Annotated in this window: 16 protein-coding genes; 4 read left to right on the forward strand and 12 right to left on the reverse strand. The window is 52.3% G+C overall.

The features are described from left to right. Positions 1-18: 18 nt before the first annotated feature. From DXT88_RS20575 to DXT88_RS20620, 10 genes are all read right to left on the reverse strand, one after another. Positions 19-453, reverse strand: coding sequence for a hypothetical protein (locus DXT88_RS20575; RefSeq protein ID WP_265212212.1), 435 nt, complete (start codon positions 451-453; stop codon positions 19-21). Between the two features lie 80 nt (positions 454-533). Continuing rightward, a complete protein-coding gene (locus tag DXT88_RS20580) occupies positions 534-1169 on the reverse strand; it encodes an SMI1/KNR4 family protein (RefSeq protein ID WP_265215823.1) in 636 nt (211 codons plus the stop codon). Between the two features lie 4 nt (positions 1170-1173). Beyond that, positions 1174-1560 (reverse strand): hypothetical protein, encoded by a 387-nt coding sequence (locus DXT88_RS20585; protein ID WP_265215824.1) that lies wholly within the window; start codon positions 1558-1560, stop codon positions 1174-1176. 88 nt (positions 1561-1648) lie between these two features. Continuing rightward, entirely contained in the window at positions 1649-1987 is a 339-nt protein-coding gene (locus tag DXT88_RS20590) for a hypothetical protein (RefSeq protein WP_265215825.1), read from the reverse strand. A 50-nt stretch (positions 1988-2037) separates the two neighbouring features. After that, positions 2038-2343 (reverse strand): hypothetical protein, encoded by a 306-nt coding sequence (locus tag DXT88_RS20595; RefSeq protein ID WP_265215826.1) that lies wholly within the window; start codon positions 2341-2343, stop codon positions 2038-2040. Between the two features lie 127 nt (positions 2344-2470). Next, on the reverse strand, positions 2471-2761 hold the full coding sequence (locus DXT88_RS20600; RefSeq protein ID WP_265215827.1) for a hypothetical protein: 291 nt from the start codon (positions 2759-2761) through the stop codon (positions 2471-2473). Between the two features lie 111 nt (positions 2762-2872). Beyond that, positions 2873-3460 (reverse strand): hypothetical protein, encoded by a 588-nt coding sequence (locus tag DXT88_RS20605; protein ID WP_265215828.1) that lies wholly within the window; start codon positions 3458-3460, stop codon positions 2873-2875. Between the two features lie 118 nt (positions 3461-3578). Then, entirely contained in the window at positions 3579-3971 is a 393-nt protein-coding gene (locus tag DXT88_RS20610; protein WP_265215829.1) for a hypothetical protein, read from the reverse strand. 90 nt (positions 3972-4061) lie between these two features. Next, a complete protein-coding gene (locus DXT88_RS20615; RefSeq protein WP_321161127.1) occupies positions 4062-4346 on the reverse strand; it encodes an immunity protein Imm33 domain-containing protein in 285 nt (94 codons plus the stop codon). Between the two features lie 157 nt (positions 4347-4503). Then, positions 4504-5379 (reverse strand): hypothetical protein, encoded by an 876-nt coding sequence (locus DXT88_RS20620; protein ID WP_265215830.1) that lies wholly within the window; start codon positions 5377-5379, stop codon positions 4504-4506. 147 nt (positions 5380-5526) lie between these two features. Between DXT88_RS20620 and DXT88_RS20625 the strand changes: the two genes are divergently transcribed. From DXT88_RS20625 to DXT88_RS20640, 4 genes are all read left to right on the forward strand, one after another. After that, positions 5527-5817, forward strand: coding sequence for a hypothetical protein (locus DXT88_RS20625; RefSeq protein ID WP_265215831.1), 291 nt, complete (start codon positions 5527-5529; stop codon positions 5815-5817). A 443-nt stretch (positions 5818-6260) separates the two neighbouring features. Continuing rightward, positions 6261-7955: a ShlB/FhaC/HecB family hemolysin secretion/activation protein gene (locus DXT88_RS20630; protein ID WP_265215857.1), complete on the forward strand. Its 1695-nt coding sequence runs from the start codon at positions 6261-6263 to the stop codon at positions 7953-7955. A gap of 39 nt (positions 7956-7994) precedes the next feature. Next, entirely contained in the window at positions 7995-17654 is a 9660-nt protein-coding gene (locus DXT88_RS20635; RefSeq protein ID WP_265215832.1) for a hemagglutinin repeat-containing protein, read from the forward strand. Positions 17655-17661: 7 nt separating this feature from the next. After that, the gene (locus tag DXT88_RS20640) at positions 17662-18159 is read left to right on the forward strand and encodes a hypothetical protein (RefSeq protein WP_265215833.1); all 498 of its coding nucleotides are present in this window, start codon (positions 17662-17664) and stop codon (positions 18157-18159) included. A 171-nt stretch (positions 18160-18330) separates the two neighbouring features. On the opposite strand, the gene DXT88_RS20645 is transcribed toward DXT88_RS20640, so the two are convergent. Continuing rightward, positions 18331-18798 (reverse strand): hypothetical protein, encoded by a 468-nt coding sequence (locus DXT88_RS20645; RefSeq protein ID WP_265215835.1) that lies wholly within the window; start codon positions 18796-18798, stop codon positions 18331-18333. 156 nt (positions 18799-18954) lie between these two features. Continuing rightward, a complete protein-coding gene (locus DXT88_RS20650; RefSeq protein WP_265215836.1) occupies positions 18955-19623 on the reverse strand; it encodes a GntR family transcriptional regulator in 669 nt (222 codons plus the stop codon). Between the last annotated feature and the right edge of the window lie 155 nt (positions 19624-19778).

The raw sequence follows: 19778 nt of genomic DNA on the forward strand, positions 1-19778 counted from the left end.
GCTTCTGGCCGATTGCAGTCACTCGATATTCAACACTGCGGTATCACTATGTTGATTGTGAATTGCTGCCAAACCTCGTAAAAAATCATCTAGTTGCGCAGGATGGGATCGCAGATGAAGTTTTCCTTCGTTGGCAACTTTCTTCCCGTCACAGTCGAAAAATTGCGACTGCAAATGTGCGGTGATGATCAGCATCCCTCGCGCATTGAATTTCAGCAGAAAATGACAAGCCCCTGCAGCGAATTGCGGATCAAACTCTCCGAACCGTAAGTCATATTGGCTGCCAGGAGCCTCCCCCTTGAATGCCTCCAAGGCTAAAACAAGCTGGCCTAGTTGTTCGTGCCCTGCATAGACTTCAGTCTGAAATCGGGAGCGGCCTTCATTGATTTCGATTCGTAGTTCCAGCAGATCGTCATCCGACCATATCTTGGTGAAACATATTCCTGCATTCATTTCATTCTCGTTCTCAGGATGGCCGCCTCTGGCCGATAGCAGTCTGGCAAATTGCGGGGCGAATCTATCACCGGAATTCCTTATGCATCATGCTCCATGAAACCTGGTTGTAGCTGACGCGCAATTGCCCGCATTTTAGGATAGTCAGCTTTCAACCTGCCCTCAGACGCAAAAAATACGCCGCCTTCCAATGAACGCTCAATGGTTCTAAGCATACTTACGATATTTTTGAACTCAATGAGTTGATCGGGCTCCCCGAGCACGAATCCAACAATTTCTCCAAAATAGGGAGACGATTTGTCGCAAACTGCTGCATAAAAATCTCCTCCTCCATTTGCAAAAATAGGAAACCAAGCTCGATCCCACTCGTTTCCCGTTGATATCGCGCGATAGACTTGGGTGGAATCTTCAAGACTCATCCAGTAGAAGCCAGGGAAAAACTGAATCTCACCCAGGACATCGCCTTCATAAGTAGAAGTTCCGTCACAGCAGCAATACACATTCAGAAGCTCATCAGGCACTTCCAAGCCTAAACCATGGAAGGCCATCTGGACCTCCTCAGGGCGCAAACCAGCCCGACGCTTGTCCGCAATCATTGATCCAAGTTGCCGCAATTGGTCGAAAATGCGATCGATCAGCGCTTCGAGAGACATATTCATAGTGTTTAAATCCATCTGTCCGCTGCTGGAGGTCAGCTCCTGGCCGGTAACAGACATGCAATCATTCAGGTATTGGATTGAACAGTGGTGTTTTGCAAAAGCGGCAGGTGGCATCGTCGGGAAAATTGGCTGTCTGGCAAGCCGGACACGGGATATTGTCGGGTTTTGCCGATCGATCTTCGAGACACATGTAGATGATGAGCCCCACGATATTTGTCGGGATCAATAACAGCCAACCGCCACTGCGTTGTTTTGATTTCAGATAAAACCAGCAAGCCGCGATATAGCAAAGCAGGTACAGAAACATCAGTAAATTAATGTACCAAGGATCCTCGGCATTGCCTCCGGCTATTCTTCGTAAAATGAAAAAAGCCATAATGGCAATCGCAATTCCAGCAGCGATATTGCGACGCTTGAGATAAGATTTTTTCAATTCTGTTGAGATCAAAATTTTCTCCCTGTTGCAGCAATTGCTACATTATTTTTATCTTCTTCCATGAGGTCCGCTACTGGCCGATAGCGGTCACGATTGCAATTTAAGGTACAAAGAAATTATTGCATACATGACAGCCAAGACAGCCACCGTAATGCAGGTCGTGTTCGCTGCAATACTGGCTGGTTTCAGAGGGAAAATAGCCTGCCTGCATTATCTCTGTTGCACTTCTTCCAGCGACTTTTGCAACGATGGCCCGAGCTTGCGCCCAACCAATATGTTTTCCAATCAAGACTTGCCCACCCAATTGCTTAGCCTCATTCGCTGCCGCTCGCGCCTTTAGTTCGCTCCCATAAACATTCGCCGTGACCACAAGTGCCGAAAATTCCGCATGCGGTGCAAATGCCTTGGCATAAACGTCAAATGTGACTGCGTCTTCCATGATTTAGTCTAATTTTCCAATTTAGTAGCTGCTTCTGGCCGATTGCAGACTTACGCGTCCGACACAATCAATTCACGCAGTATTGGAAGCAACTCGCGGTAGCGGTTTAAGAAATCTTCGTTGTCCATGTGCCGAGATGCACGGGCTGAGGCGAAAAGCTCATTTCGGACATCAATCAATGTTGTGCGTTTTTTCTGTTTGGCCGCCTGCACAGAAGCTGAAGACGAACCGAAATGCTCGTAGCCATTGAAGGACATTGCAAAGGCAAAGACAGCCTGTGAATTGTCGGGGTCGGGAAGGTCTTCTATCGTTAGTCGGTTCATATTTTTAGTTTTTTCTTCAAATCGCCCATTCATGCCCGCTTAAGGGATACGTAACTACTCGCCGCTATTGCTCGCACAACTTGAGCAGCTCTTCAAAACTCGCTGCTACTAACTCGATACTATCGTCAGGACTGATAGGGCCGAAGCATATGACTGGCCATTAGTCAGTCAATCCGAGTTCAAATGCCAGCACTGTACCGCTACCATTCCCACCAAAAATAAATACGCTCTGCTTGGAATAAGTACCGCTCAGCCAGTAATCCAAGGCTGACTCCGCAGAGTCAAGGCAGAAATTGTAAGGACTCACGCGTAGCGCTACTTCCCCGCCGTTCCCAATTGCTAAACATTTCAGATACTGGGGTGGCAAATCTGGGATTTCTTGCCGAAGCCGTTCAAGTGCCTCAATTGATGCACCTGTTGCAATTAGCCAATGGGGCGTAACGGTATCCATCGTTGATAGCACTCCAAATTATGGCGATATTTTGTTGGTCGGCTTCTGGCCGGTTGCGGTCCTCTAGCCAGCCAGTTCGCCAAATTGCGTTCTACGACAGAGAAGGAGTCTTCACTGACCTGCTTTGGGCCACATGAACCAGAAATGCGGAGCGTCTATCACTGGATTCAAAGATATGACACCTACCATAGAGCGAGTTTCTTCACCGATGAGCGCTCCGTTTTTGGCATGACTAAGAGAAAATTTGCTGGTGCCAAAATAAGAGCTTGTTCCATTGGCGAAAGAAACTTTCCTGTCAGCCATAAATAACCTGTCATTTTCACAGCGCCATTCTCCCCGGGCAGAAGATAATACTCGACGTCCGACCACAGTGCCATCCGCTTTGGCTTCAATTTCCAGCGTGTCGCCATCTGGCTTTTTGAGGGAAATAATGTTCACATTCGTAAGTAACGCGATGTCTTTACTGAAACCGAGGCGACTCTTCAGGAACGATGATTCCTCCGGCGCCATTTCCGTAGCAGGCCCTTTGGTTTTATAGCTTCCTTCCACTGCGGGACATGCCGAAGACGCAACCTCAACCGCTGGCCAGGAATTGGGATACTTGCTGTCTATCCCGGCGCAGCCACTGACAAAAAAAATCAACACGTACAAAGAAATCACTAATGACGGTTTTTTCGGCTTGAGTGAACGGGTAATCACAAATACTTCCTTTTTTTCTGTTGGTATTTAAGTGTCCACTGGGCATGAGCTGAAAAACTCTGCGCGAGTAGTTTTTTTTTATTTTCGGAGATGCCTGCTCCTAGCCGTTAAGAGACGTTCACTTGTCCCACTCGATTTTCTCTAGATTAATAATTTTCTGTTGCCCCTCTACAATCACGGTGACAGCGCGATTTGTCATTGAATGAAGGGATAGTGTAGGTGGGTATCCATTCCCACCGCAGTAACGTAGTGATAAATCAGACATGCGTACGACACCAATTCTAAAACTGTATCCCTCTACTCCTTGACGAGTAGGGACGTCCTGAATGTGCCATTTGACGAATGCGAGAAACTCACTATTTTCGCTCCAGATTATTTCGGCGAATGCGCCTTTTACTTTCAGACTATTTTCAATAGTAAGCCAACCCCATTCGGGGCCACTCATCCCCAGCTCTCCACCCCCACGCCATTGAGCCTGGTATTGATTGTTAGGGCTTATCCATTTTTCCATGTCTTATTGAGGCGATTGATTTATGAATAGAAAGCTAGCTTGGGGTTTAGCATAGATGACGACTACTGGCCGATTGCAGCCGTAGTGCCTCTATATTTTCTCTCGAGTCCATTGCCCCGTTGGTGACGTGCGCCGAGCGCACCATCCCAATGGAAGGTCAGCAAGCTCAACGATTGAAGAGTCAATATTAACGATGCTTTTGAAGCTAACGACCACCGCTTCGGAGGCGTCCAATGCTCCATCAGAATTTGGAAGAAACTGCCAACCGCCATCATCTTCATCATGTGAAACAAATGAAATTGGACTTGCTCCGTCAACGATTCGTCGATGCGAGATAACGGCCATATTAGGTGGGTCTGCGAATAGCCAGCTCATAGATTTCCCAATTCTTTGTGAGTTTTAGAGATTGCCAGCTTCACCGACGGCGCAAAAAACTGCCTACATTTGGCCGATTGCGGTTATCTGTTTCCGCCCCAAATGCGGGCTTAGCCTTTATCTCCGGGCTGCATATCTCATCGTAGGAAAAGCATATTCACTTCTTCCATATTTTCCAAATTACCTCAAGCAGTGACGGCTTACACATTGCGCTTTGCTTCTCGACATTGTCAGCATGGGACTCTGTCTCCGGCTCCTTTTGACCCTGCAGCGATGCCAACCGCAACATTTCATTGTAATCGGGGGGCTGTGCAATCGATGTGCCACCCCGATGGACTTGCTGTACGTAGTTTGAATGCGGAGATGGTAAAGATTGCGTGCATTGTTTGGAGCAGGAATTAACAAGCAAGGGGAGTACATCGGTACCCACTTTTAAGCTAATCCATAGTTGCAAAATTTCATCGTAGATGACCTCTCGCTCACAAACGCTACATTTAACTGTTTCCCTCTGATATCGGACAGGATTGCCTTTCAGCCAAGGGAAATTCAGGCGGTGTTTATAGTTGCCATACAGGACGCGTGTGCTGACACGACTTTTTGTCAAGTTCTTGCAGCGCGTCAGTTCATAAGGGAACCATTGCAAGCTATAGGATGTATAAACATCAAAGTAAATAAGCGCAGTCATCTCTCCTATTTCCGGCGGGATGCGCTTAAGCTTGCTCCCATACAGATTAAGCTTAGTGACATTCTTCAGATTGGCAATCGATTCCGGTAGTGTGAAGATACCGGCGTATAGTTCAGGGCCCAGTGCTTCGCGCGGAGAAAACTCAACTGCTCCGGAGTCTGCAAGCTCATCGACGTATCGACACAGAGCTTTCCAAGCATCAGATGAACGGTCCTGAACATCATTTTCAATTGGAGAAACGTGTCGGTTAAATTTCATAATATTTAATTTAAAACACAACTCTATTTGTTCTTCAGCGTTGGACCGTATGTGAACTTCCACTTCTGCCCGATTGCGGACTCTCCGCATAAAGACTTTCCTGCTGTGCGTTTTCGCTGCTAAATTAAGCGGCGATAGAAAAAGTCAGTTTCTGCTAAGAGATGAAATATTTTGCAAAAACAGACTTTATTGCTTCAAAATTTTGGCCGCAACAAAAATTCACGAGAGGAAAATGTAATGACTCTAAAAGAGAATCTGTTGAGTTTTTCCGGTTCGCTTTCCATCGCTACAACTGATGCTCCTGATGACTATCCCGAATGGCGATACATAACATATGAGATACATATGGCAGACCTAAAAGAACTTTGGTCAAAAATTCGAACTGAGCTTACAAAAGATGCGCACAGAATCGATTTTATCGATAAAAAATTACAAGAAGCATTTGCTGCTTTTGATGCTGGAGAAAAAAAGAAAGGACGCGATGCAGTTTGGGAACTTTATAACTTGAAAATAGAAAATTTTCGTTGATAGTCTGCATGCCAGAAACATCTCGAACGAGCGAAGATTTCACTTGGCCTGTTGTCTGCATCTGGCCGATTGCAGCCGTACCCAACTTATTAGTTGGTGTATTTTTTGACAATTTAAGTTGTGTTGCCGATAAGAATTTGTTGCTTTTGGGTCACCATCTTTACTCAAACTCACATCCTCCTCCGTAGGCAGAATGCCCGACAGTAAAATTCCACCCGGAAATTAAATTAAAAATAAACGGGGTTTTACGGGGTGGTGTTTTGCATTGCAATAACAAAATATTTCAGCGCGTCAGCTATTTGGCGGGGCTTTTCTTTGGTGTCTTTCCAAACTCGATCCAGGCTCCGGCTGCTCACGTAGCCGGGCTTCACGATGCACTTCGTGCGCAGGACGACGAAGTACGTATTCAAACACACTGGATAGTCAAGAGTCTCATGGCCCTGATGTTCTTGGCCAGCGCAGGCTATGTCCCTCCCGCATCGGGTCAAACCGATGCCGCCGCTCAAGAGTTTCAGCGTCAGCAGGAGCGGGAGCGCCAACTGCGACGCCAGCAAGAGCAGCAGCCTGACGTCCGGTTGCCTGAAGCGCAGCCGACGAGCGGAGCAGCAGGAAAGATTCCAACTGGCGAGTCTCCGTGCTTCCAGGTGACACGCATCACTCTCACCGGTGAGTCAGCTCAGCGATTTCAGTTTGCGCTGGCAGGGCTCAATGCCGGTGACGATCCTCCGATTGGCCGTTGCCTGGGTGTGCAAGGCATTAACATCGTCATGGCGCGAATTCAGAACGAAATCGTTACGCGTGGGTATATCACCACCCGTGTGCTTGCCGAGCCTCAGGACATTGCCAGCGGCGAACTGCGCTTGACGGTAGTGCCGGGGCGAATTCGCGCTATCCGTTTCGCGGCAGATGCGGATCCGCGCGCCAGTCAATGGAACGCCGTTCCTGCGTCACCGGGCGATCTACTCAACTTGCGCGACATTGAGCAAGGCTTGGAGAACTTCAAGCGTGTGCCCACCGCCGAGGCGGACATCAAGGTCGCACCCAGCGAAGGACAAGGTGCCCAAGCCGGCGACAGCGATCTGGTCATCAGCTATCGCCAGGCCATTCCCTTGCGTCTGACTGCGTCGGTCGACGACAGCGGCACCAAATCAACCGGAAAGTATCAGGGAAGCGCGACGGTCTCTCTGGACAACTGGTTGACGCTCAACGACCTGTTTTACATCAGCTACAACCACGATCTGGGCGGCGGGGATGCCGGCATACGTGGCAGCCAAAGCCACGTGGTGCACTATTCGCTGCCCTTTGGCTACTGGGCTTTGGCGTTCACCAATAGCGCCAGCAGTTATCACCAGGCCGTGGCAGGCATCAATCAAACCTACATCTATAGCGGCGAGAGCGAAAACAACGAGCTCAAACTCTCTCGCCTGATCTATCGCGATGCCGTACGCAAGACCACGCTCTCGTTCAAAGGCTTTTTGAAAGCATCCAGCAACTACGTGGACGACACAGAAGTGGAAGTCCAGCGTCGTCGCACCGCTGGTTGGGAGCTGGGTGTGGCGCACCGCGAGTTCATGGGGGACGCCACGCTTGATCTGTCCTTGGCGCACAAGCGAGGTACAGGCGCGTTTGATTCCTTGCCAGCCCCAGAAGAGGCGTTCGGCGAAGGTACTTCTCGTTTCCAGATTACGACGGCCGATCTGTCTCTCAACCTCCCTTTTTCCTGGCAAGCGCCGTGGGGTAAGCAGGCATTGCGCTACACGTTCGCCGCGCGCGCCCAATGGAATGGCACGCCGTTGACGCCTCAAGACAGATTCTCAATCGGAGGACGCTACACCGTGCGGGGTTTCGACGGTGAAGTGACCTTGTTGGCCGAGAACGGCTGGTTTGTCCGTAATGAGCTTTCTGCAGCACTGGGGCAAAGCGGTCAGGAAGTCTACGTAGGCGCGGACTACGGACAAGTCGGGGGGCCTTCGGCAGCGCTGTTGACTGGCCGTCGTTTGGCTGGCGCGGCGACGGGACTGCGCGGTGCACTCGGACGTGTCTCCTATGAAGTCTTTGCCGGCACGCCGATTTCCAAGCCCGATCGATTCCAGACTGCCCGCGTGACAGCGGGTTTCAACCTAATGTGGTCGTACTGACAGCGGCGTTGCCGCATCCTGAAGAGAAGAAAAAAGAACATGAACCAATTGTGCTATCGCATCATCTTCAACAAAGCCCGCGGCATGCTCATGGCGGTTGCCGAAACTGTTCGTAACTGCACTGGAAGCTCTTCAGGAGGTGCTGAAGGGAGTCGTCGCCCTGCGCTAGCCATGGCACGTTTGAGCTGGATTGGATTGGCCGTGCTGACGCTGGTCGGCGCGACAATGACCTTGCTGCCGCGGGCGCAGGCGCAAATCGTGGCTGACCCTAATGCACCCCGCAATCAGCAGCCGGTTGTCGTAAATACCGCCAATGGCGTGCCGCAGGTCAATATCCAGACGCCGAGCGCGGCGGGTGTGTCGCGCAATACCTATAGCCAGTTCGATGTCCAGCGCAACGGCGCCGTCCTGAACAACTCCCGATCCGACGTGCAGACTCAACTGGGCGGCTGGATTCAGCGCAATCCGAATCTGGCCAACGGCACTGCTCGCGTGATTCTCAATGAAGTCAATTCCAGCAATCCAAGCTACTTGCGTGGATTCGTGGAGGTTGCAGGGGACCGCGCCCAGGTCATTATCGCCAATCCGTCAGGAGTGACCTGCGACGGATGCGGCTTCATCAATTCAGCGCGTACTACCCTTACCACCGGCGAAGTCATCATGAACGGCGGCAATCTTGACGGTTATGTGGTGCGTGGCGGACGAGTCAAAATCGAAGGGGCTGGAATGAGTGACGCCCAGTCCGACTATACCGAGATCATCGCGCGCGCCACAGAAGTAAACGCAGGTATCTGGGCGAAGGAATTGCATGTGACCGTGGGTGCCAATCGAGTCAATGCGGATCACACACAAGTGACGCCCATCGCCGCGCAGGATGCTGCGCCGGCGTTCGGCGTCGACGTGGCACAGCTAGGTGGAATGTATGCCAACAAGATTTTCCTTGTGGGCACAGAATCCGGAGTCGGCATGCGCAATGCCGGCAATATCGGCGCCGCCATTGGTGAAGTCTTGCTGACGGCTGATGGCCGCATTGAAAATAGCGGCACCCTGAATGCCCAGGACAAGATACGCATCCAATCTGCTGGCGTGGCCGCTAGCTCCGCCCACGGTGTAATCAATACCGGCAGCATCACCGCAGCAACGTCCGACGTTACCTTGAGTACCGACGGTCGAATCGACAATGGAGGTGCGGTAACGGCCCAGACTTCCATCAGCGCCACTGGACAAGATGTGTACAACAGCGGAACGTTGAGCGCAGCAGGAAGTGCGGTCGACGTCGTCGCCAGCGGAATGATCGACAACAGCGGCGCCATTCTCGCCCAGACCGATGTTCGTCTTACTGGCGTTGATGTCAAGAATGCCGGCAGTATTGCGGCCGCCAACGGCGACGTTACCGTTGCCGCAAGTGGTGCTGTCGACAATAGCGGTTCGATGACTGCTCAGAGCAATGTCAATATCACGGCGCAATTGCAGAATCCGAATGGAAGTCCTGCGTTGCGCAACGACGGTACCTTGAGTGCAGTGAACGGAAGCCTTGCGGTCAACACAGGCGGAGGTATTGATAACGCGGGCACCATGGTCGCGCGCAATGATGTACGTCTGAGTTTGTCAGGGGCTAACGGCACGCCGGCCAATATGAACAACCGTGGCAGTATTAATGCGATCCAGGGACTGTTAAAGATTAACGCGGACGGCAGCATCGACAATGCCGGTTCCCTGATTGGCCAGGCGGCAATTGACATCGCAGCACGCCACGTTGGGGCCGCCGCGGGGCAAGCGGGTCTGCGCAATGGCGGTATGATCAGCGTGGCCGGTGGCGCGATTTCCCTCGCGATTACCGGCGCTGTCGAAAATGGCGGGAAAATTCTCGCCAGAGATGGCGTAGACATGCGTGTCGCAAGCGGATCAGGCAGCAATGGCATCGATGGCCGCTATGGCTTGCGCAATACGGGCGACATCGGCGCGAGCGCCGGCGTCGTCCAACTCAATATCGACGGCGGTGTGAGCAACACGGGCGCGGTGATAGGCCAGAACGGCGTAGTCATTGCAACACGCAACGTATCCGGCCAGCAGTTCGCCGGCGGCCAGTTTGATATCGACAACAGCGGCAGTATTCAGACAGCCGACGGTAAGGCGCAATTGGGCGCTGACGGGCGCGTCACCAATAGCGGTACGATCACGGCAACGCAGGCGGTAGACGTGGACGCCGCCAATCTTGCCCGGGGCACGTTTGCAGGAAGCGACGTGGCCGTAACTAACAACGGCACCATCACTGCCACGGCCGGCGCATCCACGCTGGTTGCCAACGGCGGCATACGCAACAGCGGCACTATTGCCGCACAAAGCGACGTGAACCTGACAGCGCGCAACGCGGCCGCTTCGTTGTACAACGAAGGAAAGATCCAGTCTACCGGTGGTACCGCGTCGCTGATCGCCGATGGGCAGCTGAGTAACACGGGGACGGGCACCATCACAGCGAAGACGCTGAGCATTTCTGCGCAAGATGTGGTGAACGACGGTAGCATCGGTGCCCAAGCGGCCGCTTCATTGGCCTCACGCAGCGGCTTCCACCAATCCTCGGCGGCCGCCTTCGTCGCCAACGGCAATATGGTATTGAACCTGGCAGGCAACTATTCCAACGCTGGGCAATTGCGAGCGGGAACACTGTCGTTGTCGGCGGCCCAGATCAGCAATCTCAATACGGCAGCAATCCAGGCAGACACCATTACCATCAATGGCAGCGGGACGCTTACCAACGCCGGCGAGATCAGTTCACGAAATCTGCTCGATATCACTGCACCGACCGTCGATAACACGGGCGTTATTCTGGGCGGTGATCTGGTCGTGCGTGCTCAGACGTTGAACAACACCGGCAACAATGCGTTGCTGGGTGGCGGCAACAGCATGTCACTATGGGTGACGAATCTTCTTTCCAATCGCAACAACGCGGTCATTTACAGCGCTGGGAGTATGGCGATCGGTGCCAATGATCAGCGCGATGCAAACGGTCTGGTAAACGGTACGACGCAAATCACCAACGAAGATTCGATTATCGAGGCTGGCGGCTACATGGAGATGGCGGCCGTCAATTTGCGTAATACCCGCAGCGGTGTGGGGGTGGCTACGGTGCAGACACTCGATGAGACATACGCAATGCGAATTCCTTCGTGGTGGCACAACGGCGGTAACCAGATGTACTACAAGCCCGACTCATCGAATTTCAACGCCTATGAGATCTTGTATGTCAATCCGGCCGATGTGCTGGAGACCAAGAACATCATTACGCCGGATGGCTACGTCATCGGTCGGGCGGTTATCAGGACACACGCCGACGACAGTGTCTTCTATAAAGGGATTTCTTCTAACTGGGCCACCTTTGGACAGATCAGCCGCGGGGGCGCCACGGACGGCACACGCGTGGTGTACTTCACAGCACAAAGCAACAATGTCAGTAATCCTGACAAGGTCGCCGGAGGTGATGATCCACGCGACGGTCGTAGCGATATCAACTGGGAGCCCCTGCCCGGATACTCGAACCAGTACGGAAATTGTACGACGAATTGTATTCGCTTCGTAGCAGAACAAGACTATACCGATCCTAACACCATCTTCCGGCGCGACACTCAACGTTACCTCGCGCAAGAACATGATGCGCTGGAACTCACCCGCAATGCGCATCACACGGCCACCGAAGACAGGCTGGCGAGCGGCGCCGGTGCAGTTGCGGAGATTCGCGCTGGCGGTAACGCACGCATCAACATCGGCCAGTCATTGAGCAACGAATTCAGCAATATTGTGGTGAACGGCAGCTTGTGGTTGGGCGGAGCTAACGCAAACATTTCCAATCTTGGGCAAACCTTGTATCGCAGGCACAGCTTTGACGGCACCTTCACGACGACAGGGGGCGTTGTCACTGCCTACAGCATGCCGGATATCTCCGAAGTGATTGGTACAACTCAGGGGGCGATTGTGGGTAATGGCGGCGTTACCATTATTGCGAACAATTTCAGCAATGCCGATCTTTCCGCGGGCAGCGCCGCCAATATCCGCAACGATATTACTCCAGCGACGGGCAGCGGCCAGTCGATCGGCGGTATGCTGGGGGGCGTCGCCACACGCTCCGGCAGTAACGCGCCAACCGGCGGCGCGCTCCCCTCAGGTTCAAGTCTTCCGACGATGAGCGGATTCCCCGCCGGCGCTCTTTTCCCGCAAAACGGCAATGTGCCGGTTCCGCTTCGCCCTGGAGTCCTGTTCCAGCCGTCCGCTGGCGGCAGCTATCTGCTGGAAACGCGTTCGCAGTTCACCGATCATCGTACCTGGTTGAGCAGCGACTATTTGCTGACCGCGCTGAATGTGGATCCAAGCACGGTGCAGAAGCGCTTAGGCGACGGCTACTATGAGCAACGCCTAGTGCGAGAGCAGATTGCACAGCTCACCGGCAAGGTCACCGGCGCCGCCAGCGACGACAGTCAATATCAAACCTTACTCAGCAACGGCGTCAGCACAGCACAAGCCTGGGGATTGCGTCCAGGCGTGGAGCTGACGCCCGACCAAGTTAGTCATCTGACTAGCGATATGGTCTGGCTGGTAAGTCAAACCGTTACGTTGCCAGATGGTAGTACCCAGGATGTCCTAGTGCCGCGCGTATATCTGGCGCATTTGGACGACAGCGCGCTTCAGAGCACCGGCGCTCTGGTCAGTGGTTCTAACGTCACCATCCAGGCCGCCAACATCACCAACAAGGGAGGTATGATCGACGGGCGCGCCGACGGTACGGGACGTACAGTGCTGGTCGCTTCGAACGATCTGGCCAATCTGGGCGGCGGTATTCGCGGCGACGACATTGTCATCAGCGCGGGCGGCAATGTTCGCAACGAAACGCTTACTGTCCAGCAGACTTATGCGAATGGCCAGACTAGCGGCAGCTTTACTTCTCTTTCAAATACAGCTGATATTACGGCAGGAAAAAATCTGACAATCACTGCCGGAGCAGATATCAACAACGTCGGGGCTGCGTTGACAAGCGGACGATCTGGCGATGCTGGTGCAGGCGCTCTCACGTTGAACGCCGGTCGTGACATCAATTTGAATACGGTTAAGACCGGCAGCACCTATGATATCAACTTCAATGGCTATGTCGGGCACGACAAGAGCACCAATAACGTCGGCGCAACGGTAAGTGCTGGTGGAGATCTCCAGATCGTCGCACAACGAGATGTCAGTATGACTGCGGCCCAAGTCGCTATTGGCACAGATGGTAGTGGTAGCGGCTCAATCCTGGCGGGTCGTTCCGTTACGATTGGTGCCGCACTTAATGAGTCCGAATCAATAAGGACTCGCTCCCAATCCGGTTCTTTTGCGCAATTTGAAAGCCAAGCCATAGATGTGGTCGCTAGCCAGATAGGCGCTGCTGATGGACTCAGCATCAAGGCAGGCGTGCTGGAAAATGCAGATGTAAAAATCGCCGCTAGCAACATTAGCGCGGGCAAGGAGCTCAGCATTGCTGCTAGTGGAAATATCAACGTCGTATCTGAGGATGCATTCCGTAGTTATAGCGAATATGCCACGAGCTCGTCCAAGAGCTTCTTATCTAGCAGGAGTAGTACTGGCTACGGGAAACAAGCCTATTCCGACGCCATTGGCAGCAACCTGAGCGGCGATAGTATCGTGATGCAAGCCGGAAAAGACCTGAACATCACCGGCAGCAATATTGTGTCAAACGCAGATACCACGCTTTCTGCAGTCAACAACGTAACGATTTCTGCTGCTGCCGAAAGATTCCAAGAAGTCCATCAACATAGCGAGAAAAAATCCGGTTTTGCCGCGAGTTTTGGTGCGGGTGTCGCCAGCATTGGTTACAGTAAAACTAGTGCCAACGGCGAGAGTAGTTCGGAGTCGGTGACTCAGCAAGGGTCAACCATTGTCTCCCTCAATGGAAATACGAAAATTCAGGCCGGTCAGCAATTGCGGGTCACTGCCTCCGATATCGGTGCCGGTAACGACCTCACACTGATTGGGAAAAGCATCGATCTTACTGCTGCACAAAACACCAGTGTCGAGCACAGCACGCAAGAGAGCAGCTCTAGTGGTTTCTCGGTTGGAATAACGTATAACCCTCTCGCAGCCTTCAAAAATGCCTATCAGCAAAGCGCTCGCGGCAACCCCAGCACCAGCTTCCTCGGACAGGCCACGAAACGTGCCGATGCCACGGTCGATGGTGTTTCAGCCGCTACCACGGCTGTTGTAGTACAAGCCGGATCACGCAGCGCTAACAGCAACCAGGACTATGCCACCAGCAGCGCCAAGGTCAGCACTCTCACGGCCGGCAATAACCTGACTCTGCTTGCTACCGACGGCAGTATCACCAGCCAGGGCACTGCGATGAGTGCGGCAGGCGACGCTTTGTTGATCGCTAAAAACAACATCACGCTCGATGTCGCGCGCAGCTATGAAACTCAGGGGCAGACCAACATCGCCAACGGCTGGAGTTTGGACAATCGCGGCACCTTGCCGGTCGGGATGTTCAATAACAATGGCAAGGGCGACGGCACCACCACCACCGTCATTGGCACCAGTCTCTCGGTTGGCCGCACTGCCTCGCTTTCGACGACCCAAGGTGACATCACCCTCACTGCCGCCAATCTGGTCGCTAACGGCGATCTCAGCATCAGCGCTGCCAAGAGTCTCACCATTCAAAGCGGTCAGGACATTCTGGCCAATGCCAATAAGAGCAACAATCAGGCAATTGGCAAGGTCGTTGTCTCTGACACTGAGCGCTTCTCGGGCTACCACACCGAGAAGAGTCAGGACGACAATAGCGGCGTCACCCAGGTCGCCAGCAATGTTGGCAGCTTGCAAGGCAACGTCAACCTGCGTGCCGGTGATAGTTATACCCAGACCGCCAGCAACGTTCTGGCAGCCAATAACATAGACATCAATGCCAAGGCTATCACCATCAACACGGGTGACAACACCGGCAGCAATAATCAAAACAGCGACAGCCTCAAAATCGGCGCATTCGCGCGCATCAGCTCACCGCTGATTGACCTGGCCAACAACATCGAGAACGCCAAGAAGTCCGATGGCCGCCTGCAAGCCATGCAGACCCTGGCAGCGGCAGCGAATGGTTACCAGGTGGTGAGTGCCATGACCGGTGGCAGCGGCGACCTGATCAAGGGTGAAGTCGGGGTCGGCTTCGCGACCGCCAACAGCGAAGACCACACTCGCTATACGCAGGCTCAGGGAAGCACGATTCAAGGGGGTGGCAACGTCAACCTGACGAGCACTGAGGGCGATATCCACGCCACCGGAGCCAGCATCGCCGCCGGCAGTACCTTGACCCTGGATTCGGCACGCGAAATACTACTGGATGCCGCTCGAAGCACCGTCGTCAGCAATGGCGACAATCACAGCGCTGGCGCCGAAATCGGCGTTGGCTTCTCGGTTGGTGCCAAAACCGGTGTCTATGCCTACATCAGTGCGAACATCGGTAACGGCCGCTACGACTATAACGCACTCACCAACAGCAACACGCAATTGAGCGGCGATACCGTCACTCTCAAATCGCAGGGTGACACGACGCTCAAAGGTGCCACCGTCCACGCAGATACCATCAATGCTCTCACCGGCGGCAAGCTGACGATTGAATCGGTGCAAGACCAGATCACGCAGCATAGTGAGCAGAGTAGTGTCGGTGGTCGCCTGCAGATCGCCTTCGGGACTGCCTGGGAAGCTTCCGGCAGCCTGTCGCAATCAACTGCCAACGGCAGCAGCAGCTTTGTAAATCAACAGTCGGGCCTGTTCGCCGGCAACGGTGGCTACCACGTCGTCGCCGACACCATCGCCCTGAAAGGCGGCGCCATTGCCAGTAGCAATGCAGGTAATTCGGATCTGAGCACTAAATCGATCAGCTTCGAGGACATTACCAACAAGATGGAATACTCCGCGGACACGATGAGTATCTCTGGTAGTTTTGGTGGCAGCCTTAAAAAGGCCGATAGCACGGGCGGCACCTCAACACAAAATGCCAGCGAGGCTGGCAAAACGTCACAGGATAGCAAGGGTGCCCCAAGTCCTAATTTGACTCCCGGCATCATGTTGCAAGACAGCGGTAGCGCCAGTTCTACCACTTACGGGACTTTAACCGACGGTAAGATCAACATCGGCGGCCAAGCCACGGGCAGCGCCGCTGGTCTAGGTGCCCACACTGATTTGGCGACAGCGCATACCGCAATTGAGGCCTTGCCGGACTTAAGAAACGTGATGAAGGAACAGCAGGCCATGGCCGCGGCTGCCAACACGGTAATCGGTACGAGCGCGCAAATTGCTGGCGATATTGCCAATAGTCAGGTTAAGGATGCAGTTGCTAGAGGAGATGCTGAAGCGGTAATCAACTGGGGGCCGACAGGTGACTACACTCGTGCCCTAAAAACCGTGACGGCAGTGTTAATCGGGGGACTTGCGGGTCAGAGCGCAGCGCAACTGGCGGCCAGCGCGAGTGCTCCTTATCTCGCCAATGCCATCGGCGATTATTTCTCACAACCTGGAAATGAGAATAAGACAGCACAAGTAATATCTCATGCTGTGCTGGGAGGTATCCTCGCTGCTGCCAATGGCGGTAGTGCCGGGGCGGGGGCGGTTGCTGGCGCAGCAGGAGAATTGGCCACACAAGCGATCGTCCGGGAGTTGTATCCAGATGCCTATGACGAAGATGGTGCCTTCCACCCGGAAAAACTAACGGGCAAACAACTCAATACCGTGATTGCGCTATCTACGGCAGTGGGCGCGGCATTGGGTGGAATCACTGGAGGAACGACGTTTGATGCGCTCGTAGCGGGGAATATTGCGGGAAATGCTGCTGAAAATAATTTTCTTAAACATGCCGACGCGGCAGCAATGAAGAAGGAAGTAAATGCTTGCCAAGCCAAATCAGAAGGTTGCAAGGACGATGAAGTTATGTCCATCGTTAAGAAATATAAAGCGATCTCTGACGCAAATATGGCGACCGTGCAGTCCTGCATTAAGTCCGGTGACGTGCAATGCGTCCAAGACAACCTGAAACAGGCTGCCAGTTCCAGTGAAGTAAAGGTTTTGCCCGTTGGCTATACTGTGCAGGAAAACATATTTGTTGGCAGGCAGGACAATGTAAATTCTTATGGTTCGGTAAACGGAAATGCCAGTTTATTTGGGACAGATGTAGATCAGGCTGCTGATGTCGCAAAATTCCGCCAAGATAATTGCACCGGCATATCGGGTGGGGCTTGCGATAGTTTGGTGCAGGAGGCCATTAACTATCGATTGATGCGGATGGCGTCATTGACCGCAGTCGGGGCAGCAACTTCTGCGGCTGTCAATGCAGCCAAGGGATTAAAGTTGCCGCCCAAGATAACGGCAGGCAGTGGACCAAGGGTAGTCACTGCTCTTGACATTCCGGAAATTGTCAATCAGGCGGCAAAGCCGTATGGAACTCTCGGCCAAACAGCAAGCGTGAATAGCAACGCCGAGCTGAATACTCTTTTTGGAAAATTAACCGAAGGAGGAAATGCGCCCGTATTGAAATCATATGGCACAGAAGTAACTCTTGTAGATGGAACAACGGTTACATTGAGAAGTTTCTCTGACGCAGGTGGTGCAACAATTGATATTAATTACAAAGGGTCATTAGGGGGCAAAAATTTTAAAGTGCATGTTAATCAATAAGGTGTGTATGTTAGAAAACTATCCACAAATGGTCATAAATGATTTATTCGAAGAGGGGGACAGGGACTATCATTTTTTTTACGAATTTTTTGGATTTGTGGGATATATATATCCAGAGCCCTATATGAAAAATCCAATTGATTTGAACAAGAACGCACAACAACAATTGGCAGACGTATTTTTGTTAACGAGCTTTTTAATAGCGTCCAATGCATACGTCGGCTTTCACATGAAAGAGTACGGGAAGCTGGACAGGACGTTTTCAACCCCCAAAGCGTTTGATGATTTTATTCAAAAATCCGCTGCTGACGACCCCAATTATTTTGAACGAATTACGGCCGAAGATAGATATACGGTTGGATTAGTGAAGATTCAAGCTGGCGCAAAGGCCCCACCGATAACACCTGAGATACAGAAAATCTTTGGAGCTTTCTCTAGCGGGACCACAAATGAAAGTCCGTTGGAAAAACCACTTGGCTCTTGGAAGAAATTTTGGCGGAGATAAAAGGCAGCGGTTGATGTCGCAGGAAAGCTCGTTGAACTACTCGGAATTATTCGACGCTGGTACATTCATAACCTGGTCCCATTGCGAGACCTTACCAAGTGTTTATGGCTAGAAATCCATTGGGCCTTTAGTTGTTGAAGGTCTGCTTCTGGCCGATTGCGGACGCTGGTCTTATTCAGCACGAGCATTCAATGCTTCACGCAACATCCTGGCAACACGCTGAGCCTCTTCAACTAACGCGGGGCGATTTTCATGACTCCAACTGTCGTCACACCAATCGCAGTTATTCCAAAGATTTCCCATCCAAGGCTCTTTTAATTTGCTTAAAGATTCTGGCTCAGGGACGCGGTTAAGGCGAATGTTGAATGTCGTATCCAAATTCTCAACAAGCTTACATAAAATGCTGACAGACAATTTTCTGGCAACAAAATCGTCCAATGCTCGCATCAGTGCTCCCTGTGCATAAGGTAGCGCCTCCCATGAGATTGGCGTAAACCTGTTTAACTTCCAGGCAAGCTTCAGCGTAAGCGAGGCGGCTTCGCTCGCTGTTGTACAGGTGTAAAAGTCCCAAATATCAGGATGGGCTTCGCCCTGGTCGGCATTGGCTGCATCGGCTACAGTCGGGAGTTCTTCCAACATGCCGACCCCGCACCAAAATTCGACAGCGACTCTATTTAGTTCTTCACGCCAATTAGTCATAAAAATGCAGTGGAAAAGCAGCTTCTGGCCGATAGCCGCTGTTCGAGTGATGTACCCACGTCGTCATTAGCGGGTTGTCTGTTCTGGAAGCGGCCTCTATTCGATATCAAGTTTTTGTCGATATTCGCTGCGGTGATGCATAAACCGATGATAGGACATCCGTAAATGCAACTGCATCACCTGGCGAGCAAGTTCTCCATCGCGAGCATTGATAGCCAATAATAAATCTTGGTGATGGTGAAGACTTTGTTCAAGTTCAGCGCGAGTGCATAGGTAGAATGAACGCACGATGATAGGCATATCAATAATTGTTTCCAACATTGAGCGAAGCCTTGGCGAGGCTGAATATTCCAAAATCGTGCGATGGAAGATGCTATTGGCGGCCTGAATTTTCCCAATTGAACTGGCCCCTCCATTTTTTATCGCTGCAGCCATACTCTCATTGCTCTCGCGCAGAATAGATAGCATCTCCTCGTTCCCACGCTCTGCAGCAAGACTGGCCGCGTAAGGCTCCAAGAGCATCCGAAGCTGAAACGTCTCTTCGATATCCCACTCGCTCCACTCTGCAACGTGAATACCTTGTCCCGCATCCGCTGTCGCAAGCCCTTCCTCAACAAGACGTCGTAACGCGGTACGAACCGGGGTGCGACTCAGGCCAAGCTCGCGAGCAAGCGGCTCTTCCTTTAGTTGCGTACCAGGCTTGTACTGTCCGCCCACGACGCGCTGCCGCAATACCTCATAAACCTTGTCTTTTCCACGCTCCACCTTAGCTGCTCCTGTACTGACGGTTGATGGCGGATTCTATATGTCCGTTTACAGGTATTCAATTGTATTCAAGCCCTGAGCGACACAAGCTCACAACTGTTTTAAAAATGTACTTATTTTCCATTTTTAACTTTAATTAACAATGATATTTGCAT

The organism is Herbaspirillum lusitanum, from assembly GCF_026127345.1.
Classification (GTDB): Bacteria; Pseudomonadota; Gammaproteobacteria; order Burkholderiales; family Burkholderiaceae_D; genus Herbaspirillum; species Herbaspirillum lusitanum.

Coding starts and splice junctions, on each gene's coding strand:
- DXT88_RS20625 (WP_265215831.1), top strand. CDS start 5,527: ATGACTCTAAAAGAGAATCTGTTGAGTTTTTCCGGTTCGCTTTCCATC.
- DXT88_RS20635 (WP_265215832.1), top strand. CDS start 7,995: ATGAACCAATTGTGCTATCGCATCATCTTCAACAAAGCCCGCGGCATG.
- DXT88_RS20615 (WP_321161127.1), bottom strand. CDS start 4,346: ATGAGCTGGCTATTCGCAGACCCACCTAATATGGCCGTTATCTCGCAT.
- DXT88_RS20630 (WP_265215857.1), top strand. CDS start 6,261: ATGTTCTTGGCCAGCGCAGGCTATGTCCCTCCCGCATCGGGTCAAACC.
- DXT88_RS20595 (WP_265215826.1), bottom strand. CDS start 2,343: ATGAATGGGCGATTTGAAGAAAAAACTAAAAATATGAACCGACTAACG.
- DXT88_RS20575 (WP_265212212.1), bottom strand. CDS start 453: ATGAATGCAGGAATATGTTTCACCAAGATATGGTCGGATGACGATCTG.
- DXT88_RS20640 (WP_265215833.1), top strand. CDS start 17,662: ATGTTAGAAAACTATCCACAAATGGTCATAAATGATTTATTCGAAGAG.
- DXT88_RS20610 (WP_265215829.1), bottom strand. CDS start 3,971: ATGGAAAAATGGATAAGCCCTAACAATCAATACCAGGCTCAATGGCGT.
- DXT88_RS20590 (WP_265215825.1), bottom strand. CDS start 1,987: ATGGAAGACGCAGTCACATTTGACGTTTATGCCAAGGCATTTGCACCG.
- DXT88_RS20600 (WP_265215827.1), bottom strand. CDS start 2,761: ATGGATACCGTTACGCCCCATTGGCTAATTGCAACAGGTGCATCAATT.
- DXT88_RS20620 (WP_265215830.1), bottom strand. CDS start 5,379: ATGCGGAGAGTCCGCAATCGGGCAGAAGTGGAAGTTCACATACGGTCC.
- DXT88_RS20580 (WP_265215823.1), bottom strand. CDS start 1,169: ATGTCTGTTACCGGCCAGGAGCTGACCTCCAGCAGCGGACAGATGGAT.
- DXT88_RS20645 (WP_265215835.1), bottom strand. CDS start 18,798: ATGTTGGAAGAACTCCCGACTGTAGCCGATGCAGCCAATGCCGACCAG.